Annotated in this window: 21 protein-coding genes; 11 read left to right on the forward strand and 10 right to left on the reverse strand. The window is 72.2% G+C overall.

Translation table 11 applies throughout. The annotated features are described in order from the left end of the window. Positions 1-52 precede the first annotated feature (52 nt). From ACX27O_RS16645 to ACX27O_RS16660, 4 genes are all read right to left on the reverse strand, one after another. The gene (locus ACX27O_RS16645; protein ID WP_458939716.1) at positions 53-3070 is read right to left on the reverse strand and encodes a hypothetical protein; all 3018 of its coding nucleotides are present in this window, start codon (positions 3068-3070) and stop codon (positions 53-55) included. Between the two features lie 76 nt (positions 3071-3146). Then, complete coding sequence (locus ACX27O_RS16650) at positions 3147-3455, reverse strand: cupin domain-containing protein (RefSeq protein WP_030329959.1); 309 nt, start codon at positions 3453-3455, stop codon at positions 3147-3149. Continuing rightward, a complete protein-coding gene (locus ACX27O_RS16655; protein ID WP_030329961.1) occupies positions 3452-4402 on the reverse strand; it encodes an LLM class F420-dependent oxidoreductase in 951 nt (316 codons plus the stop codon). The genes ACX27O_RS16650 and ACX27O_RS16655 overlap by 4 nt, the downstream gene beginning before the upstream one ends. A 2-nt stretch (positions 4403-4404) precedes the next feature. Further along, positions 4405-5190, reverse strand: coding sequence for an ABC transporter ATP-binding protein (locus ACX27O_RS16660; protein WP_030329963.1), 786 nt, complete (start codon positions 5188-5190; stop codon positions 4405-4407). A gap of 270 nt (positions 5191-5460) precedes the next feature. Here ACX27O_RS16660 and ACX27O_RS16665 point away from each other — a divergent pair, with 270 nt between their 5' ends. Both ACX27O_RS16665 and ACX27O_RS16670 read left to right on the forward strand, forming a co-directional pair. Next, the gene (locus ACX27O_RS16665; protein ID WP_210863765.1) at positions 5461-6492 is read left to right on the forward strand and encodes an ABC transporter substrate-binding protein; all 1032 of its coding nucleotides are present in this window, start codon (positions 5461-5463) and stop codon (positions 6490-6492) included. Positions 6493-6595: 103 nt separating this feature from the next. Further along, positions 6596-7453 carry an ABC transporter permease gene (locus tag ACX27O_RS16670; RefSeq protein WP_030329969.1) on the forward strand — a complete coding sequence of 286 codons (858 nt, stop codon included), beginning with the start codon at positions 6596-6598 and terminating at the stop codon, positions 7451-7453. A gap of 217 nt (positions 7454-7670) precedes the next feature. Here the strand turns inward: ACX27O_RS16670 and ACX27O_RS16675 are convergent, their stop codons facing one another. Further along, positions 7671-8849 carry an ABC transporter substrate-binding protein gene (locus ACX27O_RS16675; RefSeq protein WP_030329971.1) on the reverse strand — a complete coding sequence of 393 codons (1179 nt, stop codon included), beginning with the start codon at positions 8847-8849 and terminating at the stop codon, positions 7671-7673. Between the two features lie 444 nt (positions 8850-9293). On the opposite strand from ACX27O_RS16675, the gene ACX27O_RS16680 reads away from it, so the two are divergent. The 4 genes from ACX27O_RS16680 (at position 9294) to ACX27O_RS16695 (ending at position 13918) form a co-directional block, all read left to right on the forward strand. After that, positions 9294-12455 carry a sensor histidine kinase gene (locus ACX27O_RS16680; protein ID WP_387222630.1) on the forward strand — a complete coding sequence of 1054 codons (3162 nt, stop codon included), beginning with the start codon at positions 9294-9296 and terminating at the stop codon, positions 12453-12455. Then, the gene (locus tag ACX27O_RS16685; protein WP_030329975.1) at positions 12452-12859 is read left to right on the forward strand and encodes a roadblock/LC7 domain-containing protein; all 408 of its coding nucleotides are present in this window, start codon (positions 12452-12454) and stop codon (positions 12857-12859) included. The genes ACX27O_RS16680 and ACX27O_RS16685 overlap by 4 nt, the downstream gene beginning before the upstream one ends. Positions 12860-12948: 89 nt before the next feature. Next, complete coding sequence (locus ACX27O_RS16690) at positions 12949-13314, forward strand: DUF742 domain-containing protein (RefSeq protein WP_007465174.1); 366 nt, start codon at positions 12949-12951, stop codon at positions 13312-13314. Then, positions 13295-13918: a GTP-binding protein gene (locus tag ACX27O_RS16695; protein ID WP_030329978.1), complete on the forward strand. Its 624-nt coding sequence runs from the start codon at positions 13295-13297 to the stop codon at positions 13916-13918. Before ACX27O_RS16690 ends, ACX27O_RS16695 begins: the two co-directional genes overlap by 20 nt. A 44-nt stretch (positions 13919-13962) precedes the next feature. Here the strand turns inward: ACX27O_RS16695 and ACX27O_RS16700 are convergent, their stop codons facing one another. Genes ACX27O_RS16700 through ACX27O_RS16720 form a run of 5 tightly spaced genes read right to left on the reverse strand, consistent with a single transcriptional unit; the run spans position 13963 to position 21584 of the window. After that, positions 13963-15051, reverse strand: coding sequence for a uroporphyrinogen-III synthase (locus tag ACX27O_RS16700; RefSeq protein WP_030329980.1), 1089 nt, complete (start codon positions 15049-15051; stop codon positions 13963-13965). Beyond that, entirely contained in the window at positions 15051-15398 is a 348-nt protein-coding gene (nirD, locus tag ACX27O_RS16705) for a nitrite reductase small subunit NirD (RefSeq protein ID WP_210857753.1), read from the reverse strand. The genes ACX27O_RS16700 and nirD overlap by 1 nt, the downstream gene beginning before the upstream one ends. Further along, a complete protein-coding gene (nirB, locus tag ACX27O_RS16710) occupies positions 15395-17917 on the reverse strand; it encodes a nitrite reductase large subunit NirB (protein ID WP_458939717.1) in 2523 nt (840 codons plus the stop codon). The genes nirD and nirB overlap by 4 nt, the downstream gene beginning before the upstream one ends. Beyond that, a complete protein-coding gene (locus tag ACX27O_RS16715; RefSeq protein WP_030329986.1) occupies positions 17914-19353 on the reverse strand; it encodes an FAD-dependent oxidoreductase in 1440 nt (479 codons plus the stop codon). Before ACX27O_RS16715 ends, nirB begins: the two co-directional genes overlap by 4 nt. Continuing rightward, entirely contained in the window at positions 19350-21584 is a 2235-nt protein-coding gene (locus ACX27O_RS16720) for a molybdopterin oxidoreductase family protein (RefSeq protein ID WP_387222634.1), read from the reverse strand. Before ACX27O_RS16720 ends, ACX27O_RS16715 begins: the two co-directional genes overlap by 4 nt. A 416-nt stretch (positions 21585-22000) precedes the next feature. On the opposite strand from ACX27O_RS16720, the gene ACX27O_RS16725 reads away from it, so the two are divergent. From ACX27O_RS16725 to rplM, 5 genes are all read left to right on the forward strand, one after another. Further along, complete coding sequence (locus ACX27O_RS16725; RefSeq protein ID WP_458939718.1) at positions 22001-22696, forward strand: class I SAM-dependent methyltransferase; 696 nt, start codon at positions 22001-22003, stop codon at positions 22694-22696. A 90-nt stretch (positions 22697-22786) separates the two neighbouring features. Further along, positions 22787-23044 (forward strand): DUF6364 family protein, encoded by a 258-nt coding sequence (locus tag ACX27O_RS16730; protein ID WP_030329990.1) that lies wholly within the window; start codon positions 22787-22789, stop codon positions 23042-23044. Beyond that, positions 23034-23327 (forward strand): hypothetical protein, encoded by a 294-nt coding sequence (locus ACX27O_RS16735; protein WP_030329992.1) that lies wholly within the window; start codon positions 23034-23036, stop codon positions 23325-23327. The genes ACX27O_RS16730 and ACX27O_RS16735 overlap by 11 nt, the downstream gene beginning before the upstream one ends. Before the next feature lie 155 nt (positions 23328-23482). Then, positions 23483-24865 (forward strand): nitrate/nitrite transporter, encoded by a 1383-nt coding sequence (locus ACX27O_RS16740; RefSeq protein WP_357635608.1) that lies wholly within the window; start codon positions 23483-23485, stop codon positions 24863-24865. 209 nt (positions 24866-25074) lie between these two features. Then, positions 25075-25518, forward strand: coding sequence for a 50S ribosomal protein L13 (rplM, locus tag ACX27O_RS16745; RefSeq protein WP_007465158.1), 444 nt, complete (start codon positions 25075-25077; stop codon positions 25516-25518).

The following is a 25518-nucleotide window of genomic DNA, read 5'->3' on the forward strand; positions in this document are numbered from 1 at the left end:
ATGTCGGGTCGTCCGGGTGACTGTGTCAGCCCGGACGACCCGAGTCGATCGGTCAGTCGCGGTGGTGTCGGCCGCTGGAGCGCAACGACCGGCGGCCGTTCTCCTGCTCGGGCTCGTTGTCCGACACCGGCTTGCTCAGCCCGGCGACCCAGTCGACGAATTCCTCGTCCTGGGTGGCCAGCGGCTCGGCCGCATCCGACGTCTTCGGGCCCTCCTCGTCGGCACGGGACCGGTTGCGGCGGAACAGCCCACCGAGTCGTCCTCGCCGGGAGGGTTGCTCCGCCACCTGTGCCGGTGACGTGGCGTCGGCACCCGCCGGATCGCCGGTGCCGCTGTCGGTCGCACCGGCGGGCGCGCCCACCGTCCCCGGCAACTCCGTCGGCTTCGGGTGTTGGGCCGCTACTGTCGGCTCGCTGGTGCCGGTCGAGGTCGTCCGTGCCGACGAGCTGTCCCGCGGTTCCGTCGACCTGGCGCGCCGGGAGGTGTCGAACGCGTTCCAGGTGCCGGCCCGGCTCAGATCCGGCAACGGTGCCCGATGCCGGGGCCTGGGCGTCGGCTCGGTCGGCTCGTCGGGCCCCCTCGAACCGTCCGACGCCGTCGTCTCGGGCTCGGCGGCCTGCGGTGGCACCGTCCACGCCGAGGTGACCGGCCAGGCCGACGGTGCGGGCGTCCAGCGGTCCGTGTCCGGGTCATCGGCGGCGGTGGCCCCGAACAACCCGGCGGCGGGAACCTCGGGGGCGGGCCCGGCGCTGTCGATGCCCCCGGCGATCACCGAGTCACTGGTCGGGTCGGCCGGTGCTGTCGAGCTGCCCGTGCCGGTCTTCGGAGCGCGTGGGGAGGCGGTGGCCGCCGCGGCAGAGTCGCCGGTCGCTGTCGGTGCCGCCGGTGCTCGCGCCGCGTCAGCTGGGGCGGTCGGTGCGTGTGTCGCCCCGGCGGTGGTGGTCGGTGCCTCGGCGGTTGCCGTGGCCGGTGACTCGGCGTCGGCCGGCACCGGCGTCGTGCCGCCTCCGGCGGCCGTCGAGCGGGCCGGCGTTCGCTTCGAGCCGGTGGCCGTTGCTCGCCGCCCGCCGGGAGCGGTGCTGCGGGCTGCTGCCGTGTCGGCGTCAGCAGCCGACGTGGGCTCGGACGTCGCGCTCGACCGCTCACCCGGGTTCTCCTGGCCGGGCACCGCAGTGGCGGTGGCCGCGTCGGAGCCAACGCTGTCGGCGGACCTGCCCGGCCCGGTCGCCCTCGTGGCGCGGCCGGTGGCCGTCTCGGGGGTGCTCGTCTCGGGGGTGGCCGTCGTGTCGGTGGGGGACGTGCCGTCAGCCACGGCGTCCGGGTCGGTCTTCGGCTTGCGGGCTCGGCGCGGCTTGATCGTCTGCGGCGGCTCGGGCGTGCCGTGGCCGGTCGTGCCCGTCCCGGATGCGCCCGTGCCGGTCGTGTCCGTGCCAGTCGTTCCCGTGGCGGTCGTGTGCGTGCTGGTCGTGTCCGTGCCGGGTGCGTCGGTGCTGGTCGTGTGCGTGCCGGTCGTGTCCGTGCCGGGTGCGTCGGTGCTGGTCGGGGTGGCGGCCTTGCGGGTGGTGCGCCGACCGGTCAGCTTGCCGCTCGTGCCCGTCGCCACGCTGTCGGTCGGCCCGTCGGCCGCTCGGCCGCCTGCCGGGTTGGTGGCGTCGGTGCGTCCGGCGGCGCTGCTGGTCGCGGTGGCGGCACTGGCGTCGGTGCTGGCCGAGGGCCCGGTCGTGGCCGGGGCGTCATCGTCGCGCACCGAGGGCGTCTGGGCTGCCGCGGCGAGTTCACCGGTCGGCGCGGTCAGCCAGGCAGCGGACTGAGTCGGACCGGCGGGAGACAACGAACCAGCGGAAGACAGCGGATCAGCGGCGGACAACGGACCAGCGGGAGACGCCGGGCCGGCGGGGGACAGCGGATCCGCCGGAGACGGCGGGGTGGAGGCGGACGGAGCAGCGGCGGGAGTCGGGCCGTGCTGGCCGCTCGCTGTGGTCCCCGGCCAGTCCCAGTGGGCCGGGACGGTGCGTACGCCCTCGGGGTCGCCCGTCGGCCACGGGCCGGCGACGACGCCCGGCTGTGCGCGGGTGGACAGTTCGGCGTTGGCCGACTCCGGGTCGGCGCGCTCGGCGGTGTCCCGATCGTTCGCCGATGCGGCGTCGGGCAACGCCGGGCCGGCGGGCAGTGGGCGCAGGATGGCGGTGGGCTTGATCGCCTGCGGATCGGCGGTACGGGTGCCCGTCGGCCAGCGCAGCAGCGCGGCGGCGGCCGCGCCGAGTGCTCCGGCGAGGATCGCGATCAACGAGCCGTAGTAGGGGGTGGCCTGGTAGCGGTCCACCGCGTCACCCGGACCGGCGGTCAGGTAGGCGAACGCCACCAGCACCGGTCCGGCCACCCCGGTGGCCCCGCTGACCAGTGGGGCCTGGCCGCGCCAGCGAGCCAGCCCGGCGGTCGCCGCGCCGGCCAACAGCGCCACGGTGGGCAGCAGGAGCAGCGCCAGCCGCTGGGCGGCGGCGTCGCCGAGCCAGCTCGGCTCCAGCACGCCGAGCCGGACGGTCGGCAGCGGGCCGACAGTGCCGAGCGACGGCAGGACGGAGATGAGCGCCAGCAGCCAGACCGCGCCGGCCACTGCCGTCATGTTCCAGCCCAGCTCGGGCCGGAACAGGACGGCGATCGCCGCGCCCGCCCCGATCACCGCACCGACCATGGCGCAGATGCCCACCGCCCAGACCGGGTCGACGGAGATCAGCTCCGCGGCGCGGGCGGGCTGCATGCAGAGCGGGGCGATGACTGTGGCGCCGAGCGCCGCCGCGCCACCGACCGCCAACTGCCGGCCGGTGCTGGCCGCCGGAACGTCGCGGCGGGCGAGGCGTCCGGTCAGGACGGCACCGGCCACGGCGGCGTTCGCGGCGAACCAGCCCACCCAGACGAGCTGGGCCGGCCACTGGTTGACTGTCGTACCGGTGAATGCGCCGGTCAGGCGGACGATGCCGAAACCGTACGCGACGCCGAGCTGGCCGGCTCCGGCCAGCACGCTCACCCCGAGCGCCGTGAGCAGCAGTTTGCCCCAGGTCCGAAAGGCCATGTCCGGCACGTTACGCACCTGGTACACCCGATAGCCAACGGCGCGCCGCGCGGCACGCCGGTGGCCACCGGCGGGTCTACTTGAGTTCGACCAGCCGGGCCAGGTAAGTCGTATCCCCGACATTGGTCAGCATGTGCACCGCGCCCGGGTCCCGGTAGACCACCCCGCCGGTGGGCTCGTCGGCGTCGATCCGGGTGCCGTCGACGGTCTGTACGACGTTCTTGGCGCCCTCGATCGCCACCACCAGGTAGGGGTGGTCGTGCCGGTGCAGCGGTTGCCGCTCGCCCGGTTCGAGGCGGATGTGCCAGACCCGGACCCGGTCGTTCTCGTACACGATCTCCTGACCCACCGGTCCGAGTTCGGTTCCGTCGATCACGTCGGTCATCGTGCTCCGTCCAGTTGGGGCAGCACCTCGGCGGCGATCAGCTCAAGGTGGTCGAGATCATCGAAGTCGATCAGGCGCAGGTGGACCCGCGTGGTGCCGATGGCGGCGAACTCGTTGATCCGTTGCGCGAGTTGCGCGGGGGAGCCGACCACCGGGTCCTCCGGAGGCAGCGCGCTCTTCTCGTGCAGGGGCGCGGCCCGACGCTGGGCCTCCGCGTCGGTGCGGCCGATGGCGACGACGATGCCGGCGGAGAGCACCAACGGGTCGCGCCCGGACTCCGCCCGTCCGGTCCGCTCACACGCCTCGCGCACCCGGTCGTACGCCTCGGCGGTGACGGCCACGGACTTGAACGGCATGTTGAACTCGTCGGCGTACCGGGCGGCCAGTTCGGGTGTGCGCTTGGGGCCGCGCCCGCCCACGATGATCGGCGGGCCGGGAACCTGCACCGGCTTGGGCAGCGCGGGAGCGTCCACCAGCCGGTAGTGGTCGCCGGTGAAGGTGTACGTCTGGCCGGGCGGGGTGCCCCACAAACCGGTGATCACCTCCAGCTGCTCGGCGAGCCGGTCGAAGCGCTCGCCGACGGCCGGGAACGGGATGCCGTACGAGGTGTGCTCGCGCTCGTACCAGCCGGCGCCGATGCCCAGGTCGACCCGGCCACCGCTCATCTGGTCGACCTGCGCGACCATCACCGCGAGCGGGCCGGGCAGGCGGAACGTGGCCGACGTCACCAGGGTGCCGAGCCGGATCCGTTCGGTTTCCCGGGCCAGGGCGGCGAGGGTCAGCCAGGCGTCCGTCGGGCCGGGCAGGCCCGGGTCCGCGCCCATCGACTGGTAGTGATCGGCGCGGAGGAAGCCCTCGTAGCCGCAGGCCTCAACCAGCCGGGCGAACCGGAGCTGGGTGTCGTAGCTGGCGCCACGGTTCGGCTCGGTGAAGACCGACACCCGCATGGTCAGTGTCCTTCCGCGCCGACGGAGGCCGGCTGCTCGCGTTCCATCAGCAGTTCGTGCAGGTCGGCACTGACCTGGGCGACGTCGGCCAGGTGGGCGTTGCGGCCCAGGGTGCGGGGCCGGGGGATGGCCACCTCGACGACCTTGCGGATCCGGCCGGGACGGGGGCTCAGCACGACCACCCGGTCGGCGAGCAGCACCGCCTCGTCGATCGAGTGGGTGACGAAGACGATCGTCGGCTTGTTCTCCATGTGCACCCGCTGGAGTTCGCCGGAGAGTTCCTCGCGGGTGAGCGCGTCCAGCGCGGAGAACGGCTCGTCCATCAGCATCACCCGGGGCTCGCCGATCAGCGACCGGCACAGTGACACCCGCTGCTGCATGCCGCCGGAGAGCTCGTGCGGCAGCCGCTTCTCGAAGCCGGCCAACCCAGCCACGTCGAGCAGTTGCCGGGCCCGTTCCCGGTGCTTGGCGCGGCTCCAGCCGAAGATCTCCACGGGCAGCAGGACGTTGTCCAGCACGGTGCGCCAGGGCAGCAGCGCCGGCTTCTGGAACAGCATGGCGATGTCCTGGCGCGGGCGGGTGATTGGCGTACCGGCGACGGTGATCTCACCGGCGCTCAGCGGGAGCAGGCCGGCGATCAGCCGCAGCAGAGTGGACTTGCCGCAGCCGGAGCGGCCGAGCACGGCGACGAACTCGCCCTCGGCGACGTCGAGGTCGATGCCGCGCAGCGCCTCCACCCGGCCGGACCGGCCCTCGAAGGTTCGGGACACCCCGGACAGTCGGATCATCTCCGGCGTACCTCCGCTGAGTCGAGGGTCAGGAATCCGACAAAGGCTAACCGCCGTGTCGAGGTATGGCACCGGCTGGGGTGGTCGTCATGTTGTTTCCGTTCCGCAACCCGATACGCCTGGCGTCACAACTGTGGGTTTCTCGTACGCTGTGCCCGCGAAGAGTCCCCTCACGACGGCGGAGCCCGGCTTCCACCCCTCTCGCCGGCCCGTCATAACAACCCCCTCCGGTGGCCTGCCGGCCCCGGTCGGAAAGGACATGGTGCACTGATGAGAAGGCTGACCCGTACGGTCGCTACGGCCGCGCTGGCCACCGCCCTCGCCCTTGTCTCCGCCTGCAGCAGCGGGTCGGATTCGGCCGACGACGCCAAGGGCGGCGACGGCAAGGCGCTGGAGAAGGTGACCTACCTCACCTCGTTCGGCAACTTCGGCCGTGACTCCTACGCCTGGGTGGCAAAGGACAAGGGCTTCTTCAAGGAAGCCGGCTTCGACGTCGAGATCAAGGCCGGCCAGGGCACCGGCGGCGTGATCCAGACCGTCGTCGGCGGCCAGGCCGACTTCGGCCCGATCGACCTCACCGGCGGTCTGCTCCAGCTCGGCAACGGCCAGGCGAAGGACTTCACCGCGGTGGCCGCGATCCAGCAGCGCACCATGGCGGGCATCGCCACCGTCGAGGGCAAGAACATCAGCTCCCCGAAGGACCTGGAGGGCAAGAAGCTCGCCGACACCCCCGGGTCCGTGGTCCGCAACCTCTTCCCGACGTACGCCCGGCTCGCCGGTGTGGACGCGACCAAGGTGACCTGGGTCAACGGTGAGGCGCAGAACCTGATCGGCACGCTGGCCTCCGGCTCGGTGGACGGCATCGGTCAGTTCGTCGTCGGTCAGCCGACCATCGAGGCGGCGGCCAAGAAGAAGGCCGTCATGCTGCCGTACAGCAACGTGATGCAGGACCTCTACGGCAACGTGCTGATCACCTCCTCGAAGATCGCCAAGGAGAAGCCCGAGATGGTGAAGCGGTTCACCGCGGCGCTGCTCAAGGGCCTCGAGTACAGCCTGGCGAACTCCAAGGAGGCCGCCGACATCCTGAAGAAGAACGTCGACGCCACCAACCCGGTCTCCGCCGCCGCCGAGCTGGACCTGATGGCCGCGTACGTCCGCTCCGGCAACACCGGCACCGCGATCGGCACCCTGGACAGCGGCCGGGTCGCCAAGAGCATCGCCATCCTGCAGGGCGCCGGCGCGCTGAAGCAGAACATCACCCCCGAGCAGATCATCGACTTCAGCCTCGCGCCGAAGGCCTGATCGTCCGGTCGTCATCAGGGGGTACGTTCCGCCGATCCCGGTGGGGCGTACCCCCGACGCTCGTCGGCCCCCGGCGGGCCGTGGGATTTCGAGGAGGACAGAGATGACCGACGTCCGGTCAGCGGACCCGGCGGTGGCGGAAACCCCGCCTCCCAACGCCGGCCCCGAGGCGGGGCGCGCGGGTCGAGGCGCCGGTCTGCGCGCCGGTGCCGATGCGGTGCTGCCCGCGGTCGGCATCCTGACCGCGCTGGCGGCGTGGTGGCTGGTCGCCCGGCTGGAACTGGTTCACCCGGTCGCCCTGCCGCCGCCCGGTGACGTGCTCAACGCGTTCGTCGAGAAGCCCGTCCAGTTGTTGGAGCACACCTGGGACACCACGCTGGAGATCCTGACCGGCTTCGCCCTCTCGGTGGTCGCCGGTGTGCTGATCGGGCTCGCCCTGGCCAGCTCCCGCACTGTGGAGCGGATGTTCACCCCGCTGCTCGTCGCGGTGAACGCGGTGCCCAAGATCACATTGGGTCCACTGCTGGTGGTGGCGCTGGGCTGGGGCCAGAAACCGATCCTGACCATGGTGTTCCTGCTCTGCTTCTTCCCGATCGTGCTCTCCACCGCGACCGGGCTGACCACCACGCCGGCCGACCTGGCCGAACTGGTGCGCTCCTGGAACGCCTCCCGCTGGCAGGCGTTCCGCAAGGTGCGCTTCCCGGCCGCGCTGCCGCAGATCTTCGTCGGGCTCAAGGTGGGCATGCCGCTGGCCGCTATCGGCGCGGTGATCGGTGAGTTCCAGGCCGGTGAGAGTGGCCTGGGCTACGTCATCACGCAGTACGCGGGCATCGGCGACGCCGCCACCGCCTGGGCGGCGATCATGCTGGTGGCGCTGGTGAGCATCCTGCTCTACTCGGCGCTCCTGCTGATCGAGCGAATCGCCCTGCCCTGGGTCCGAGAAACCACCAGCAGCCGCTGAAGGCAAACCAACAACAGAAGAGATCAATCCCAGAAAACGCGAAGGGCCGGCCTCCCATCGGAGGCCGGCCCTTGTCGCGTCGAAGCCGCAGGCGAGTCAGGTGTGGCCGACCGTGCCCGGCGCAGGGATCAAGCCTGACCGCCCGGAGCCGGGCACGGTCGGCCACACCCCCCACCCGGCACCCCGACAAGCCCTGCCAGATGAAAGGCCCAAGCGTCTACCCCGCCAGCCGCCAGCGACCATTGCGGGCGACAAGCGTGGTGAGCGCCTGCGGCATCAGGCCGCTGTGGTTGTCCGGAGTCATGCGGATCGGGCCGGACAGACCGTCCATCTGGGACGTCTCCAGCACGTCCCGAATGCCGTTGCGGTCGACCTTCCCGATCTCGCCGCCGGCGCGCAGTTCGGCGTCGGCGATGAGCTGGACGGCGTCCGCGGCGAAGGACGAGGACCCGTTGTAGCCGCCGAAGCGTGCCGTGTAGTCCTGGAACCACTGCCGCCGCGCGGCCTTGGCCGGCGTGGTCGCGATCACGTCGTCGATCACCATCGTCTGCGTGAAGATCAGCGTCGCCTTCTCGGTCGCCTTGGCGGCCGCGCCGAGGAAGAGGTCCCCGGCCGCTCCCGCGTCGAAGTAGATCGACCCACGGAAGGTGGTCTGCTGGGCGCTGGCGGCGGCCAGGGTCGCCTGCTCCGGCGGGGTCCAGAAGACCATCGCGTCGGGCTTGCCCGAGGCGAGCTGCTGCACCTGCCGGTTCACGTCGGTGTCGGTGGTCTTGATCCGCTGCTGCCGGAGCGAGATGTTTGCCTTGTCCAGCTCGCTCTTGAGGGCGGTCGCGCCCTCCTGGCCGTAGTCGTCGTCGCTGACCAGCATCCCCACCTTGCGGATGTTGTTGCGGCGCAGTTCGGTGGTCAGCGCGGCGGCGCTGTCCGGGGCGTTAGGGCCCAGCTTGAACACGTAACGCCGTTCGGCGACCGGTGCCGCGATCGCGCCGGAAGCGGCTAGCGCAATGGTGGGAATCCGCTTCTCGTTGATGGTGCCGACCGCACCGACCGCACATTCGTTGCAGCCGCCCATGATGATGGCGCTGACCCGCGAATCGTTGCTGAAGTCGACGATGTTGCGAAGTGACTCGGCGGAGTCGGAACGGTTGTCCTTGACCGTCAGCTTGATCTCCCGGCCGTTCAGTGCTCCGGAGGAGTTCAACTGCTCGACCTTGAGTTCGAGGGCTCGCTGGTATGTCCGGCCAACAGTGGCTGCGGCGCCGGACAGTTCGAGATCAGCGGCGATCACGATCGGACTCGTGTCCTGCTCTGCCTCGCCGAACTGGCAGCCGGTGAGCGTGGTGGCCACTACGGCCGATGCGAGCGCCGCGATGGTCGCGGAGCGGATGGGGCTCAACTCAGTCCTCCAGGTGCGGGCGCGGGCGCTGCCCGGTCACCGCCGCTAATCCGTCCTCAGTGGAGGGCGGGATCTTCTCTGCCGTACGGTGTGCGCGAAGCCTGCAAAACCTTGCCAATGGCCGGCGCTGTGGTCAAGCGCGGACCCCGGTGGCATTTTCGGGACGGCCATCCCACATGCTGGGGTAACGCAATGTTTGCAAAAGCTCACTTTGCATACACGCGTGACCACTCTGGAGTTACATGCCCTGTTCAGGGGCTTGCGGAAATGAAGGTATCAGTTGACCGGATCACGGGATGCGCTCCGTCCGACCGTTTCCTACCTCACTGCGGCTTCCCAAACACGATCATCTCTGATGAAATCGCGGCCGTGCCGCGCGTGGTCCCCTCCGCTTACGGCATGGCTCGGCGGCTCAGGCGGGGAAGAAACGACGGAGGCGATGTCGTGAGCACCGGACCGACGACCCTGCCCGCGCTCGGCGACAGCAACCGGCGTGAACGCCGACGGATGCCGAGACTGCGCGACGCCCGGATCCGGTCCAAGCTGGCGCTGATTCTGGTCGTCCCGGTGGCGGCGGTGATCGCGCTGGCCACGGTCCGTCTGATCTCCGTCGGCGAAGGCGCCTTCGACGCCACCCGGGCCCGGTCGCTGACCGCCCTCTCCATCGACGTCAGCGCTCTCACCCAGGATCTCCACGCCGAGCGGATGGCCGCAGCCGCCTACCTGGCCACCCCGCAGCAGCCGGCCGACGCGTACAACCTGCGGGTCCGCCAGACGCAGCAGAAGGTGGACGAGTACCGCGCCGAGCGAGGCCGGATCGGCGACGTGCCGGCCGCCCTACGGGACCGGCTGGCCGCCATCGACGACCACCTGGCCACTCTGGACGGCACCCGCCAGGAGGTGCTGGACCGCCGGCAGATGGCGGTCGCCGAGGCGGTGCTCCGCTACGGGGTCATCCTCACCGACCTGGTTTCGTACGGTGACGGCCTGGCCCAGCTGCCCGGCGACGAGAGCCTGGCGGACAGCCGCCGCGCCGTCGCCGCGTTCGCCCGCGCCAAGGCTTCCGTCGCCGAGGAAGAGGCGGTCGCCTTCACCGCGCTGACGGCCGGCCAGCTCGACTCGGAGCAGTTCTCGTCCTTCGTGGCAACGTTGACCGGTCAGCAGGAGGCCCTGGTCGCCTTCTCGCTGGCCGCCGACCCGGTGCAGCGCGGCCTGGTCAACAGCACCGTCTCCGGCGACGCGGTCGGTCTGTCCGACCGGGTGGCCACCGACATCACCCGCTCGGTCGGGCAGCGCCCGCTGGTCAGCGCGCAGGACGCCACCGCGGCCATCGGCGCCGTGAACGACCTGATGCGCTGGGCCGAGATCCAACTGCAGGACCGACTGCTCCAGCAGGCCGACCAGGCGCGTTCGGACGTCATCCGGCAGGCAGTGGTCGAGTCGGTGCTGGTGCTGCTGACCCTGATCATCGCCGTGTCGCTGGCCGTGGTGCTGGCCCGCTCGCTCAACCACTCGCTGCGCCGACTGCGTGAGGGCGCCCTCTCGGTGGCCAACCACGACCTGCCCGACGCCGTGCAGCGGCTGCAGAACATGGGCAGCGTGGGCGACGGCGGGGTGGACGAGATCGTCCGCCAGGTCCGCGACCCCATCCAGCTCAACAGTCGCGACGAGGTCGGTCAGGTGGCGCTGGCCTTCAACGTCGTCCACCGGGAGGCGGTGCGGGTCGCCGCCGAGCAGGCGGCACTACGGACCAGCGTCTCGGCGATGTTCCTCAACCTGGCCCGCCGCAGTCAGACCCTGGTCGACCGGATGATCGGCGAGCTGGACGCGATCGAGCGCGGCGAGGAGGACCCGAAGCGGCTCGCGCAGCTCTTCGAACTGGACCACCTGGCCACTCGAATGCGCCGCAACGACGAGAACCTGCTGGTCCTGGCCGGCGCCGACTCCGCCGTACCGCGTCGTGACGATGCGTTGGTGGTGGACGTGCTGCGCGCCGCCCAGTCCGAGGTGGAGCTGTACAACCGCATCGAGTTCGGGACCGTGGACACCGACATCTCGGTGGCCGCCCACGCGGTCAACGACGTGGTACGTCTCGTCGCCGAACTCCTCGACAACGCCACCCGGTTCTCACCGCCGAACACCACTGTGGTCGCCGACGGTCGCCGGATCCGCGACTACGTGCTGATCCAGATCGAGGACCGTGGGCTCGGCCTCACCGACGAACAGCTCGACTCGCTCAACCGGCGGCTGGCCGCCCCGCCGAGCGTCGACGTCGCCGCGTTCCGGCTGATGGGTCTGGCCGTGGTGAGTCGGCTCGCCTCCCGCTACGGCATCCGGGTGGAGCTGCGCCGCAACGTCGAGGGCGGCACCGTAGCCCAGGTGACGCTGCCCGCCACCACGGTGGTGCTGCCCAGCAACCGGGGCCGTGAGCAGGTGCTCACCCGGCCGCGTCAGCCGATGGCCGTGGAGCAGACGCCGCTCACCCCGGTCGGTCACGCCGAGCAGTTCGCCGGTGCCGCCACGTCCGCGGCGACGCTGCCCGACCAGTGGCGGACCAGCACGCCGGCACCCGCCCAGTGGCAGTCACCGCTCGACTCGCGGGACACCACCCCGGCCGTACAGGCGGGTGGCTACACCGGCCCGCGCTCGACCATGCCACCCGTACCCGCCGACCCGGCACCGGCCGCTCCGGCACCCGCCGCCCCGCTCCCGCCGGCACGTCCGGCGTACAGCAACGGCGCGGGTGCCTCGATGGGCAGCCCGACGGTGGCCTACCCGACGGTCGACCCGCTGCCACGTCGGGGCGCCACCGCGGATGGCGCGGACGGGCGCGGCGGCCAGGGCCTTCCGGTCGGGCCGGTCGCCGGGCCGGGTGCGGTGGCACCACCGGCCGCACCGCCGGTCCCCGCCGCACCGCCGGTGCCTGCCGTGCCGTCGGTGCCCGCCGCACCGGTCAGCACCCGGCCCGACTTCCCCGCCGAAGCGCCGATCTTCCGGGAGATGGAAGCGGTCTGGTTCCGGTCCCACGGCGACGACGCCACCGCGATCTTCACCCGGCCCAACTTCGACGAGCCGCCCGCACCCGCCGCCGACTCCGGGCTGCGCAGCGGCAACAGCGCGGCGTCCGTGCCGGCCGCGCCGCCGGCCCGGCCGAAGCTGCCGACCCGCACCCCGGGCAGCTCCGACGGCACGACCGCGCCGGGCACCGGGGGCAACGGCGGCGCGACGATGGACGGGTTCGCCGCCCGGTCGTCGGCGCCACCGTCGTACACCCCGACCCCGAGCCCGGCACCGGCTGGCCGGACGGCTCCGGCCGCGCCCGCTCCCGACCCGGAGGCCTGGCGTACGGCGGCCGACGAGGGCTGGTCGCGGGCAAGCCGGGCTGCCGAGCCGGCCCCCGCCGGGACCACCCGTTCCGGGTTGCCCAAGCGGGTGCCGCAGGCACAGCTCGTGCCGGGTGGCATCGAGCCCAAGAGCGGCCGGGACCGCAGCCGGCGGACCCCGGATGAAGTACGTGGTCTGCTGTCGGCCTACCACCGCGGTGTGCAGCGCGGTCGTACGGCCGGAACGGACCTGAACAGCACCTCGACCAAGGAGAGCCGATGAACAGGCCAGCTGCCATGCAGGACATGGGTTGGCTGCTCACCAACTTCGCCGACAGCGTGGCGGGCATCGCCCACGTGGTGGCGGTGTCCGCAGACGGGCTGTTGCTCGCGTCCTCCCGGGACCTGCCGGCGGACCGGGCGGACCAGCTCGCTGCGATCACCTCCGGGGTGGTGAGCCTGACCGAGGGCGCGGCCCGGATGTTCAGCGCGGGCGGGGTGTTGCAGACAGTCATCGAGATGGACAGCGGGTACCTCTTCCTGATGTCGATCAGCGACGGTTCGTCGATGGCCGTGCTGGCCGCGCGCAGCTGCGACGTGGGTCAGGTGGGCTACGAGATGGCGTTGCTGGTCGAACGGGTGGGCGCCGCGCTGGTGCCGCTGCCGCGCGACGCGGTGCGCTCTTAACACCGGGGGACGGCGCTCACTTCGAGTGCCGGACCAGGGACGAGAGGCGGCGCAGGCCGGCTCCGCAAGGGACGAGGAGGTGACCGGGGATGGACCAACGACGCGCTGACCCGCGCGGCGCGCTGGTGCGTCCGTACGCGGTCACCCGTGGTCGTACCGAGCCCCGGCAGGACATCGCCCTTGAGGCCGTCCTCACCGCCTCGCCCACCCAGGTCGCGGAGTCCCGCTTCGCCGGGCACGACAAGCACCGCATCGCCACGGTCTGTGAGGGCCGAGCACAGTCGCTGGCGGAGATCGCCGCGTACACCCGGATGCCGCTGGGCGTCGCCCGGGTGTTGGTCGCCGACATGGTGGCCGAGAGCCTGCTGACGTTACACACTGCTGCTCCCGCCGAGGGGTTCGAGGAGCGGATGGAACTGCTTGGAAGGGTGCTAAGTGGACTTCGCAGGCTATGACCCCGCAGGGGGGCGGCCGGGCCGGGGAATCGTATCCGCGAAGATCGTCGTCGCGGGCGGCTTCGGCGTCGGTAAGACGACACTGGTCGGGGCGATCTCCGAGATCACACCGCTGACCACCGAGGCATTGATGACCGCGGCGGGTGTCGGCATCGACGACCCGTCCAAGGTGCCGGGCAAGGAGACCACCACGGTCGCCATGGACTTCGGCCGGATCACCATGGCCCAGGACCTGATCCTGTACCTCTTCGGTACACCGGGTCAGACGCGGTTCTGGTTCATGTGGGACGAGATCATCCGGGGGGCGGTGGGTGCCGCCGTGCTGGTGGACACCCGCCGGATCACCGATGCCTTCGCCCCGCTGGACTACTTCGAGAACCGCAACCTGCCGTACGTGGTGGCGCTGAACAAGTTCGACGGCGCTCCGCAGTACGAGGCGGAGGAGGTCCGCGAGGCGCTGGCCATCTCGCCGCAGGTGCCGCTGGTGATGACCGACGCCCGGCAGCGGGACTCGGTCAAGCAGGTGCTGGTGACGGTGGTCGAGCACGCCATGCTCCGGCTCCAGTCGGAGCACGGGCGGGGCTTCCCGACGCCGGTCGGCTGAACCACCGCGTCACGGCCGGCGCGCGACGGCCGGCCGTGACGCCTTCAGTCCACCCGCAGCCGGTAGCCGCGCTTGACCACGGTCTGCACCACGCGGGGCGCGCGCAGGCCGGCCCGCAGGCGGGCGACGGCCATCTCCACGGCGTGCTCGTCGGCGCCCCGGGGCAGGGTCCGCAGCAACGCCGTGCGGGACAGCACCCGCCCCGGTGACTGGGCCAGCGCCCGCAACACCGCCATCGGTGCGGGCGCGAGCGGCCGCAGCTCGCCGTCGATCACCGCGGCGTGCCCGCGCAACGTGAGCAGGTGCCCGGCGGCCTTGAACGTCACGGTCCGGCGGGGCAGCTCGTCGACGATGGTCCGTACCAGCGCGCCCAACCGGGCCCGACCCGGCGCGCTCACCGGCACCCCGCGTCGCAGCAGCGGCTCGGCGGTCACCGCGCCGACGCAACTGGCCAGCACATCACCGCGCAACGCGGACAGCACCGCGTCGGTACGGTCCCCGGCGGCCCGCAGCAACGCCTCGGCCGCCGGCGCCGAGGTGAACGTCACCGCGTCCACCAGCCGGCCGGCGATCAGGTCGATCAAGCGGTGCAGCGGCGCCGGGTCGGTCGGCGGTGCCCAGCGGTAGACCGGCACCTCGATGACGGTGGCGCCCGCCGCCTCCAGCGCGAGCGTGCACTCGGGTTGCCGCTCGCCGTGCAGCTGCATGGCGATCACCTGCCCGGCGACGCCGCGCCGACGCAGGTGGTCGACCACCTCGTCGCAGCTCTCCGAGGCCGGCGACCACTGGTCGTGCAGGCCGGCCGCCCGGATCGCACCGCGGGCCTTCGGGCCGCGCGCCACCACGTACGAGCTGGCCAGCACGGAACGCAGCGGCTCGGCCAGCCCCCAACCCTCGGCCGCCTCCAGCCAACCGCGCATACCGATGCCGGTGTTGGCCATCAGGATGTCCGGCGGCTGGTCGAGGCAGGCGCGGGTCGCCTCACGCAGCTCGGTGTCGTCGGAGAGCGGCACGATCCGCAACGCCGGGGCGAGCACCACCCGGGCGCCCCGTCGTTCGAGCAGCGCGGCCAGCTCGTCGCGCCGCCGGTCGGCGGTCACCCCGATGGTGAAGCCCGCCAGTTCTTCCCGCATCAAGCCTCCTGTCGCAGCCGCACCTCGACCAGCCCGTCTCGGCAGCGCACGTCGTGTCGGGCCACCGTCACCCCGGGCAGGTCGAGGCAGTGCCCGCTGCGCAGGTCGTACACCTGCTTGTGCAGCGGTGAGGCGACCGTCGGCACCCCGCCGCGGCTGCCCACGATGCCCCGGGACAGCACGTACGCCCCGGAGACCGGATCGCGGTTGTCGATCGCGAACAGCCCGTCGGCGGTCCGGAAGAGGGCGATCTGCACCCCGTCGACCAGGGCGGCGACGCCCCGGTCCGGTTCCAACCGGTCGAGGAGGCAGACGGTGGTCCAGGTGAGCGCGAGGGTCTGGGTCATCGCCGTACCTCCGGTAGGCCAAGGGTGACGGGTTGCGGACGGTGACCGCCGACCGGACCGTCAGCGCGTACGGGAACCGGCTGGCCGCGTTCCCGGGTGAAGGTGATCGACGGGTCCGGCACGTCGGGGGCGTTGACGAAGGACGTGTAGCGGCGCAGCCGGTCCGGGTCGTCCAGGACGTCACGCCACTCGTCGGAGTACGACGACACGTGCCGGGCCATCGCCGCGTCCAGGTCGGCGCAGAGCCCGAGCGAGTCGTCCACGATCACCGCGCGCAGGTGGTCGAGGCCGCCGTCCATCGCCTCGATCCAGCCGGCGGTGCGTTGCAGCCGGTCGGCGGTGCGGATGTAGTAGATGAGGAACCTGTCGATCAGCGTGATCAGCCCGTCAGTGGACAGGTCGGTGGCGAACAGGTCGGCGTGCCGGGGGCGGAAACCCCCGTTGCCGCCCACGTAGAGATTCCAGCCGGTCTCGGTGGCGATGATGCCGAAGTCCTTGCTGCGGGCCTCGGCGCACTCCCGGGCGCAACCGGAGACCGCCGACTTGAGCTTGTGCGGGGCGCGTAGCCCGCGGTAGCGCAGCTCCAACGCGACGGCCAACCCCACCGAGTCCTGCACCCCGTACCGGCACCACGTCTCACCCACGCACGACTTCACAGTGCGCAGCGCCTTGCCGTACGCGTGACCGGACTCGAAGCCGGCGTCCACCAGCCGCCGCCAGATCTGCGGCAACTGCTCCACCCGCGCCCCGAACAGGTCGATCCGCTGCCCACCGGTGATCTTCGTGTAGAGCTGGAAGTCCCGGGCGACCTCGCCGATCACGATCAGCTTCTCCGGGGTGATCTCGCCGCCCGGTATCCGGGGCACCACCGAGTAGCTGCCGTCGCGTTGCAGGTTGGCCAGGAAGTGGTCGTTGGTGTCCTGCAACGACGCCTGCTCACCGTCGAGCACGTGCCCGTTGCCCAGCGAGGCGAGGATCGAGGCCACCACCGGCTTGCAGATGTCGCAGCCACGGCCCCGACCGTGCTCGGCGACCAGCCGGGAGAAGGTGCGGATGCCGCGCACCCGGACGATCTCGAACAGCTCCCGCCGGCTGACGTCGAAGTGCTCGCAGAGCGCGCTGGACTGCGCCACCCCCGCCGCGTCCAGGAGCTGCTTCAGCATCGGCACGCACGAACCGCAGCTGGTGCCGGCCCGGGTGCAGGCCTTCACCGCCGCCACGTCCGTGCAACCACCGGCGATGGCGGCGTCCACGTCGCCCCGGGTCACCGCGTTGCAGGAGCAGACCTGCGCGGTGGCCGGCAGCGCCCCGGCGTCCGCGCCGCCGCCGTCGGGGGCGAGCAGCGCCAGCGGCGCGGCCGGCAGCGGGCCGCCCACACTCGCGCGCAGCGTCGGGTACGCGCTGGCGTCGCCGACCAGCACCCCGCCGAGCAGGGTGTGCGCGTCGTCGGAGAGGACCAGCTTCGCGTAGACCCGGGTGGCCGGGTCGGTGAACGTGACGTCCAGACAGCCCTCGGTGGCGCCGTGGGCGTCACCGAACGAGGCCACGTCCACGCCGAGCAGCTTGAGTTTGGTGGCGGTGTCCGCACCCGGGAAGGTCGCCGCGCCGCCGACCAGCCGGTCGGCCACCACCTCGGCCGTCGCGTAGCCCGGCGCGACCAGACCGTGGCAGGTGCCGTCGACCGCCGCGCACTCGCCGACCGCCCAGATCCGTTCGTCGACGGTGCGGCAGGTCGCGTCGACGAGCACCCCGCCGCGCGGGCCCAGCGGCAGACCGGCGTCGCGGGCCAACTGGTCCCGGGGCCGGATGCCGGCGGCCACCACCACCAGCTCGGCGTCGATGGTGCTGCCGTCGGAGAGTTCCAGGGCCGCGACGCCGCCGTCCGGGCCGGGACGGATCGCTGTGGTCGCCACCCCGAGATGGGTCCGTACGCCCAGGTCGTCGACGTAGCGACGGAGCATCGCGCCGCCGGCCTGGTCCACCTGCACCGGCATCAACCGGGGAGCGAACTCGACCACGTCGGTGCTCAGGCCGAGCAGTCGCAGGGCGTTCGCGGCCTCCAGACCGAGCAGACCGCCCCCGATCACCGCGCCGACCCGCCGGCCCCGCGCGTACGCCCGGATCGCCGCCAGATCGTCCAGGGTCCGGTAGACGAAGACCCCGGGCAGTTCGGTGCCGGCCACCGGCGGCACGAACGGGTACGACCCGGTGGCCAGCACCAGCGCGTCATAGCGGTACTCGCCGACGGCGGTGGTCACCACCTGTCGGTCCCGATCGACGGCGGTGGCCGGTTCGCCGAGGCGCAGCCGCACCCCGTCGTCGGGTGTGTGCAGGTTGAGTTCGCTCTCGGTCACCCCGTCGAAGTACGCCGAGAGCCGCACCCGGTCGTACGCCGGGCGCCCCTCCTCGGCCAGCACCGTCACCCGCCAGCTGCCCTGGGGGTCGCGGGCGCGCAGCGCGTCCACGAACCGCTGCCCGACCATTCCGTTGCCGATGACGATCAGATCGCCGCCGCTCATCGCGTCACCTCCACCGATTCCGCCTGGCTCAGCCAGTCGACGATGCCGCTCACCGCGTCCCGGCATCCGCCGCATCCGGTGCCGGCCCGGGTCGCGGCCACCACCGCATCGACAGTCCGGGCGCCGGAGCGCCAGCTTCTGACCAGTGCGCCCTTGCTCACCGTGTTGCACTGGCACACCGTGGCCGCGTCCGGCATCAGCGCCGGTGAGGCGGCCGGGGTCGCGCCGACCGCACCGAGTGCCCGGCCCAGCAGCAGCGCCCGCCGGTCGGTCGGCACCGGGTGGCCACGGTCGAAGAGTTGGATCACCGTGCCGACCGCCGGGTTGTCGCCGAGCAGGATCGCGCCGATCAACCGCTCGTCCCGGATCCGCAACCGGGCGTACGTGCCCCGGGCCGGGTCGGCGAAGGTCAGCTCCTCGCCCGGCTCGCCGCCGGCCGCGTCACCCATCGAGGCCAGGTCGATCCCGGCGGCCTTCAGCCGGGTCACCACCGGCCGGGGCCGGTAGCGGGCCAGTGGGTCGGTGCCGGTCAGCACGTCCGCGAGCACCTGGGCCTGGGCCCAGGCGGGCGCTACCAGCCCGGTGAGCACGCCGTCGTGCTCGGCGCAGTCGCCGATCGCGGAGATGGACCGGTCGCTGGTGCGGAGCCGGTCGTCCACCACCACGCCGCGCCGCACGGTCAGGCCGGCGGCCTGCGCGAGGGCGGTGTCCGGTCGTACGCCGCAGGAGAGCACCAGCAGGTCGGCATGGAGCGACCGGCCGTCGGCCAGGTCGAGGCGGACACCGTTGGCGTCCGTGGCCACGCCGGTGGCCGACACTCCCAGTTGGACGGTGACGCCGAAACCGGCGAGTGTGCCGGCGAGCACCGCACCGGCCGCCGGGTCCAGTTGCCGTTCCATCAGGTGTTCTCTCGGGTGCACCACTGTGGTGGCCAGGCCCCGGGTGGCCAGTCCTCGGGCGGCCTCCAGGCCGAGGAGCCCGCCGCCGAGCACCAGCGCGCTGCGGGCGCCGTCCGCCGCGGCGAGGATCCGCCGGCAGTCGTCCAGGGTCCGGAAGGGGACCACCCGCTCCGGCAGGTTCGCCGGGTCGAGGCCGGGCAGCGACGGGACCACCGCGCGGGCGCCGGTGGCCAGCACCAGGTGGTCGTACCCGATTCGTTCGCCGTCGTCGGTGCGGACCTGCCGGGCGGACCGGTCGATGGCGGTCACCGGTACGCCGCTGCGCAGGTCGACGCCGTGCCCGGCGGCTTCGGTCAGTTCCACGTCCGGCTCGCCGATCCGGCCGGCCAGCAGAGTGGAGAGCAGGATCCGGTTGTACGCGCGGTGCGGCTCGGCCCCGAGCACCGTGACCTTCCGGTCTCCCTCCCGGGCGTGCAGCTCACCGGCGAGGCGCGCGCCCGCCATGCCGTTGCCGACGATGACCACCCGGGCGGTCATGCCTTCTCCACCCGGACGGCGCAGATCTTGAACTCGGGCATCCCGGAGATCGGGTCGACCGCGTCGTTGGTCACCGAGTTGGCGCGTCCCGCCCCGGCGTAGTGGAACGGGGCGAACACGGTGTCGGGTCGTATCCCGGCGCTGAGTCGGGCCGGGGCGCGGAACTCACCTCGGCGCGAGGTGACCCGCACGGGGTCGCCGTCGTCGATGCCCAACCGGGCGGCCAGGTCGGGGTGCAGTTCGACGAACGCCTCCGGCGCGGCGCGGCGCAGCGCGGCCACCCGTCGGGTCTGGGTTCCCGACTGGTACTGCGCGAGCACCCGACCGGTGGTGAAGTGCAGCGGATACGTGGCGCAGACCTGTTCGGCGGCCGGCCGATGGTCGACGGCGTGGAAGCGGGCCCGGCCGTCCGGGGTGGCGAACCGGTCGGCGAAGAGTCGTGGCGTGTCCGGCCCGTCCTCGGTCGGGCAGGGCCAGTAGACGCCGTCGTCGGCGTCGATCCGGTCCCAGCTGATGCCGGCGTAGTCGGCGGCCCCGCCCGCGGAGGCGCGGCGCAGCTCGGCGAAGACGGCAGCCGGGTCGGTGGGAAAACGCCCCGCCGAGACGGCAGCCTCCGGTCGCCCGGCCGTCTCGGCGGGTGCCGGTGCGGTGCCGGCCGGTGCGGTGCCGGGCGTCCTGGTGGTTGTCGGCGCCGTGCCGGCCGGTGCGGTGTCGGTCGCTTCGGCGACTGCCAGCCGCGCCGCCAGGCCGGCGATGATGGCCAGGTCGGTCCGGACATCGGGCGGGGGTGGCCGTAGTGCGCGCCGACGCAGTACCCGACCCTCCAGGTTGGTCATGGTGCCGTCCTCCTCGGCCCACTGCGCGGTGGGCAGCACCACGTCCGCCAACGCGGCCGTCTCGGAGAGCAGCAGGTCGGCGACGACCAGCAGGTCCAGGTCGCGCAGCCGGCCCTCGATCCGGGCCGCCCGGGGTGCCGAGACCACCGGGTTGGACCCGAACACCAGCAACGCGCGCGGCCCGCCCGGGGTGCCCAGCGCGTCGAGCAGTTGGTACGCCGGCACCCCCGGGCCGGGCAGCTCGTCGGCCGGTACGCCCCAGACCCCGGCCACGTGTTCCCGGGCCGCCGGGTCGTCGATCTTGCGGTAGCCGGGGAGTTGGTCGGCCTTCTGCCCGTGTTCCCGGCCGCCCTGGCCGTTGCCCTGGCCGGTGAGGCAGCCGTACCCCGAACCGTCGCGGCCGGGCAGACCGAGGGCGAGGGCGAGATTGACGTACGCGGTGACGGTGTCCACCCCCTTGGCGTGCTGCTCGGCGCCGCGCGCGGTCAGGATGATCACCCGACCGCCGGTGCCCAGCGCGCGGGCGGTCGCCTCCAGGTCGGCCACCGGCACCCCGGACAGCTGTTCCGCGCGGGCCGGCCACCAGGCGGCGACGCCGCGGCGGACCGCGTCGAATCCGGTGGTGCGCTCGGCGACGTACGCCCGGTCGACCCACCCCTCGGTGAGCGCGATGTGCAGCAGCGCGTTGGCAACCGCGAGGTCGGTGCCCGGCAGTGGTTGCAGGTGCAGGTCGGCCTGGCGGGCGGTGGCGGTGACCCGGGGGTCGACGACGATCAGTTTCCCGCCGTTGCCGCGCTGCTCGGTGAGCCACCGCACCAGCGGCGGCATGGTCTCCGCCGGGTTCGCCCCGACCAGCAGCAGGGTGTCGGCCCGGCCCAGGTCGGCCAGCGGGAACGGCAGCCCACGATCGATGCCGAAGGCGCGCATCCCGGCGGCTGCCGCCGAGGACATGCAGAACCGTCCGTTGTAGTCGATGTGCCGGGTCCGCAGCCCGATCCGGGCGAACTTCCCCAACGCGTACGCCTTCTCGTTGGTCAGGCCGCCACCGCCGAAGACGGCGACCGCGTCCCGACCGGCGTCGGCCTGGACGGCGCGGATGCCGGCGACCACCCGGTCGAGCGCGGTGTCCCAGCTTGCCGGTTGCAGTGTGTCGGTGGCCGGGTCGCGCACCAGCGGGGTGGTCAGTCGGTCCGGGTGGTCGAGCAGTTCGGCGGCCGTCCAACCCTTCTGGCAGAGCCCGCCCCGATTGGTGGGGAACTGGCGCGGGTGGACGGTCACCCCGGTGTCGCCCGCGCGTAGCGTCATTCCGCACTGCAGTGCGCAGTACGGGCAGTGCGTCGCCACTTCCCGGGGCGTCAGCCCCGGTGGAGTTGCCGACCGTGCACCGTCTGTCATGTCGGGAAAGCGTGCCGTCGGGCGGTTTCCGGTCCGGGTCCCTTCTGTTTCGGTCCTGTCAAGTGGGGCTCACACCGCACATGGGCAGCGGGCGCGTTGGAGGGTGCGAGTCGGAGTCTGTGGAGCTGAACCGCTGACGTGTGGAGCTGAACCGCTGACGACAGCGGCGGTTGACTCGTTCGCGACATCAGCTCCAAAGCGGCAGCGCACCTCATCGCGCGGGGACCGTCAGCGCAAGTCGGCCTCGGTTCGGCTTTCGGTTCGGGCGTCGGTTCGATTTCCGGCGCGCTTCCGATCGGGCGGCTTGTCCGGCACGTGCTCACCCGGGTCGTCCTTTCGGTGTGCTCAGGGTCAGCGTCGTTCATCGCGTACCGCTTATAATGTGGGAAATCTGTCTCATACTCTGGGAGGCTGCGATGGGCGTGACGGACGTCTTCGACGCGGTGGCCGGCACCTACGACGAGGCGCGCAGGCGGCTGGTGCCCTGCTTCGACGCCTTCTACGGCACCGCCGTCCAGGTGGCCGCGCCGCCGCTGCGCGCCGCGCTCGCCGCCGGGCGTACCCCGGAGGTGTTGGATCTGGGCGCGGGCACCGGCCTGCTCTCGCTGCTGCTGGCCACGACGGTGCCCGGAGTCCGGCTGACGGTGGTGGACGGAGCCCCGGCGATGCTCGCCCGCGCCACCGACCAGTTGGCCGCGCGGTCCGTGCCGCACCGCGCGGTCCGGGCGGACCTGGCTGACGAGCTGCCGCCCGGCCGGTACGACGCGGTGGTCAGCGCCCTGGCGATCCATCACCTGGACGACGGCGGCAAGCGCGCGCTCTACCGGCGGGCCGCCGCCGCGCTGGCGCCGGGCGGGGTGTTCGTCAACGCCGAGCAGGTCGCCGGCCCGACCCCGGAACTGGACCGGCGCTACGACGAGGTGTGGCTGGAGCGGATCACGGAGCTGGGTGCGTCCCCCGACGAGATCGCGGGGTCCCGGGAGCGGATGCGCCACGACCGCCCGGCGACCGTGGCCGACCAGTGCCGGTGGCTCGCCGAGGCGGGCCTGGTCGACGTCGACTGCTACTTCAAGGAGTGGCGTTTCGCGGTGTTCGGTGGTCGGGCCGGGTGAGCCTCGGCGGAATGTGCCTTTCGTCGCCCGGGAGCGAGGCGGTGAGCGCCGGGATGACTGTCGGTCACACCGCTGGGTAATCTGCTCGGCATGACTGCCAAGGTGACTCTCTCGTTCACGGACGAGACGATCGAGGAGGCGCGGCGGTTCGCCAAGCGCGAAGGGCTGTCGCTCTCCGCGTGGATGGACCAGGCCGCCCGGGAGAAGGCGCTGCGCGAGGTCTTCACCGCGCACGCCGCCGCCGTGGGCCGCGCCAGCCTGGATCTGGAGTCCGCCGCCCTCGCCGACGCCCGCGAGGTGGGCATGGTCAACGACCTGTTCTCCGACGGACGGCCGCGTGCTGCGTAGGGGTGAGATCTGGCGCATCGAGGGCGCCCGGGAACGCCTCGGCCTGGTGATCAGCTCGGACGTCTACAACTCCACAGACGTACCCATCGTGATCGTCGTCGAGGTGGTCGAGGAGTCGCTGCTGCGGGACTCACCGCTCGCCGTGCCGATGGGCCGGTACGTGGTGATGCCCGACCGGATCTCCTCACCGATGAAGAAGTGGTTCACCGGGTGCGTGGACGTCGCCGACGCCGACACCATGCTCCGGGTCGGCCGCGCGCTGCGCATTCTCCAACAGCTCTGAGCACGTGGCCCGGGTGGCGTGCTCACCACCCGTGCTCACCACCGCCGCCGGCCCGTGGTGCGATCCCCGTTTCCGGCCCGACCCGCGACGGGCACTGCCAGGTAACCCGGCGTTCCTAGCGTTTCCCCTCGTCACATCGACGAGGAGGAGCCGCCGTGAGCACGCTCACCAGCACCGCAGTCACCGCCGAGCCGCCTGCCGTCACCGGTCGCCGGCAACCGCTGCACGACTGGCGCCCCGAGGACCCGGACTTCTGGCAGACCACCGGCGCGCCGATCGCCCGACGCAACCTCTGGGTCTCGATCTTCGCGGAGCACGTCGGCTTCTCGGTGTGGAGCCTCTGGTCGGTCACCGTGCTCTTCCTCGGCCCCGCGTACGGCATCGATCCGGCCGGCAAGTTCCTGCTCACCGCCGTGCCGGCCGCACTGGGCGCGGTGCTGCGGCTGCCGTACACGCTGGCGGTGGCCCGCTTCGGCGGACGACGCTGGACGATCATCAGCGCACTGCTGTTGCTGGTGCCGGCGGTGCCGATGACGGTACTGCTGGAACCCGGGGTGTCCTACTCCACGCTGATGGTGCTCGCCTGCCTCACCGGGGTCGGCGGCGGCAACTTCGCCTCCTCGATGGCGAACATCAACCTGTTCTACCCGCAGCGACTCAAGGGGCGGGCGCTCGGGCTCAACGCCGGCGGGGGCAACCTGGGCGTACCCGCCGTGCAACTGGTCGGCCTGGCGGTCCTCGCCACCGCAGGCGCCGCGTACCCCCGGTTGGTGCCGGCCGTCTACCTGCCGCTGATCGTGCTGGCCGCGCTGGCGGCGGCCCGCTGGTTGGACACCGTGCCCGGGGCGCGCAACGAGCCGGGGGCGTTGCGTGAGGCGGCCCGCGACCCGCACACCTGGGTGATGTCGCTGCTCTACATCGGCACCTTCGGCTCGTTCATCGGCTTCGGTTTCGCCTTCGGTCAGGTGCTTCAGCTCCAGTTCGCCGAGCGGTTCCCCACCCCTGTCGACGCCGCCTGGCTGACCTTCCTGGGCCCGCTGATCGGCTCGCTGATCCGGCCGCTGGGCGGGCACCTCGCCGACCGGTTGGGCGGTGCCCGGGTGACCTTCTGGAACTTCGTCGCGATGGCGGCCGGCGCGAGCACCGTGCTGTACGCCGCCCGGGAGCGCTCGTTCGGGCTCTACCTGGCGGGGTTCCTCGCCCTCTTCGTCTTCTCCGGCATCGGCAACGGCTCCACCTACAAGATGATCCCGGCGATCTTCCGGGCCCGGGCGGCGGACGCGATGGCCAGCGGCCAGCGCGATCCGGAGGCGGCCGCGCGGTGGGCCCGAAGGATGACCGGCGCGTTGATCGGCATCGCGGGTGCGATCGGGGCCTCCGGTGGCGTGCTGGTCAACATCGCGTTCCGCCAGTCGTTCCTCAGCTCGGGCAACGCCGACGCCGCCTACCTGGCCTTCATCGGCTGGTACGCGTTGTGCTTCGCGGCCACCTGGGTCGTCTACCGTCGGCCGAGGGCCGGCCGTCTCGCCAACGTGTGAGCTGAGCCACCCTCGGCGCGTCATCGTGCGGGACCGTACCCCCGTTTTGACCTGCGGACGGGGCGCCGGGTATCGTTGCCTGCTGTTGTACGACATCCAGAGGCGTGCCCCATCAGGTACGCTTGGTCGTTCGTGCGCGCTGGTCCGGCCTGCTAACTCTGGTCACCTCGGCGCGCGACCCCAGACCGACGACGAGACAAGGTAGACCTGTGCGTACGTACAGCCCGAAGCCGGGTGAGATCGAGCGTCAGTGGCACGTCATCGACGCCTCTGATGTCGTGCTGGGCCGCCTGGCCACCCACGCCGCCACGTTGCTGCGTGGTAAGCACAAGCCGACTTTCGCGCCGCACGTCGACACGGGCGACTTTGTCGTCATCGTGAACGCGGGCAAGGTTGCGTTGACCGGCAACAAGCGCCAGACCAAGGTCGCTTACCGCCACTCCGGTTACCCGGGTGGTCTGAAGCAGGTCGGCTACGACGAGCTGCTGACCAAGCGTCCCGAGCGGGCCATCGAGCTGGCTGTGAAGGGGATGCTCCCGCACAACAAGCTCGGCCGTCAGCTGATCAAGAAGCTGAAGGTCTACGCCGGTGCCGAGCACCCGCACCTCGCGCAGCAGCCGGTGCCGTTCGAGATCAAGCAGATCGCGCAGTGA

The sequence above is a fragment of the Micromonospora sp. SD19 genome, assembly GCF_054462275.1.

Bases quoted from the DNA above. Each gene is read 5' to 3' on its own strand.
- ACX27O_RS16645 (WP_458939716.1), bottom strand. From the start codon at position 3,070: ATGGCCTTTCGGACCTGGGGCAAACTGCTGCTCACGGCGCTCGGGGTG.
- ACX27O_RS16650 (WP_030329959.1), bottom strand. From the start codon at position 3,455: ATGACCGACGTGATCGACGGAACCGAACTCGGACCGGTGGGTCAGGAG.
- ACX27O_RS16655 (WP_030329961.1), bottom strand. From the start codon at position 4,402: ATGCGGGTGTCGGTCTTCACCGAGCCGAACCGTGGCGCCAGCTACGAC.
- ACX27O_RS16660 (WP_030329963.1), bottom strand. From the start codon at position 5,190: ATGATCCGACTGTCCGGGGTGTCCCGAACCTTCGAGGGCCGGTCCGGC.
- ACX27O_RS16665 (WP_210863765.1), top strand. From the start codon at position 5,461: ATGAGAAGGCTGACCCGTACGGTCGCTACGGCCGCGCTGGCCACCGCC.
- ACX27O_RS16670 (WP_030329969.1), top strand. From the start codon at position 6,596: ATGACCGACGTCCGGTCAGCGGACCCGGCGGTGGCGGAAACCCCGCCT.
- ACX27O_RS16685 (WP_030329975.1), top strand. From the start codon at position 12,452: ATGAACAGGCCAGCTGCCATGCAGGACATGGGTTGGCTGCTCACCAAC.
- ACX27O_RS16690 (WP_007465174.1), top strand. From the start codon at position 12,949: ATGGACCAACGACGCGCTGACCCGCGCGGCGCGCTGGTGCGTCCGTAC.
- ACX27O_RS16700 (WP_030329980.1), bottom strand. From the start codon at position 15,051: ATGCGGGAAGAACTGGCGGGCTTCACCATCGGGGTGACCGCCGACCGG.
- nirD (WP_210857753.1), bottom strand. From the start codon at position 15,398: ATGACCCAGACCCTCGCGCTCACCTGGACCACCGTCTGCCTCCTCGAC.
- nirB (WP_458939717.1), bottom strand. From the start codon at position 17,917: ATGAGCGGCGGCGATCTGATCGTCATCGGCAACGGAATGGTCGGGCAG.
- ACX27O_RS16715 (WP_030329986.1), bottom strand. From the start codon at position 19,353: ATGACCGCCCGGGTGGTCATCGTCGGCAACGGCATGGCGGGCGCGCGC.
- ACX27O_RS16720 (WP_387222634.1), bottom strand. From the start codon at position 21,584: ATGACAGACGGTGCACGGTCGGCAACTCCACCGGGGCTGACGCCCCGG.
- ACX27O_RS16725 (WP_458939718.1), top strand. From the start codon at position 22,001: ATGGGCGTGACGGACGTCTTCGACGCGGTGGCCGGCACCTACGACGAG.
- ACX27O_RS16730 (WP_030329990.1), top strand. From the start codon at position 22,787: ATGACTGCCAAGGTGACTCTCTCGTTCACGGACGAGACGATCGAGGAG.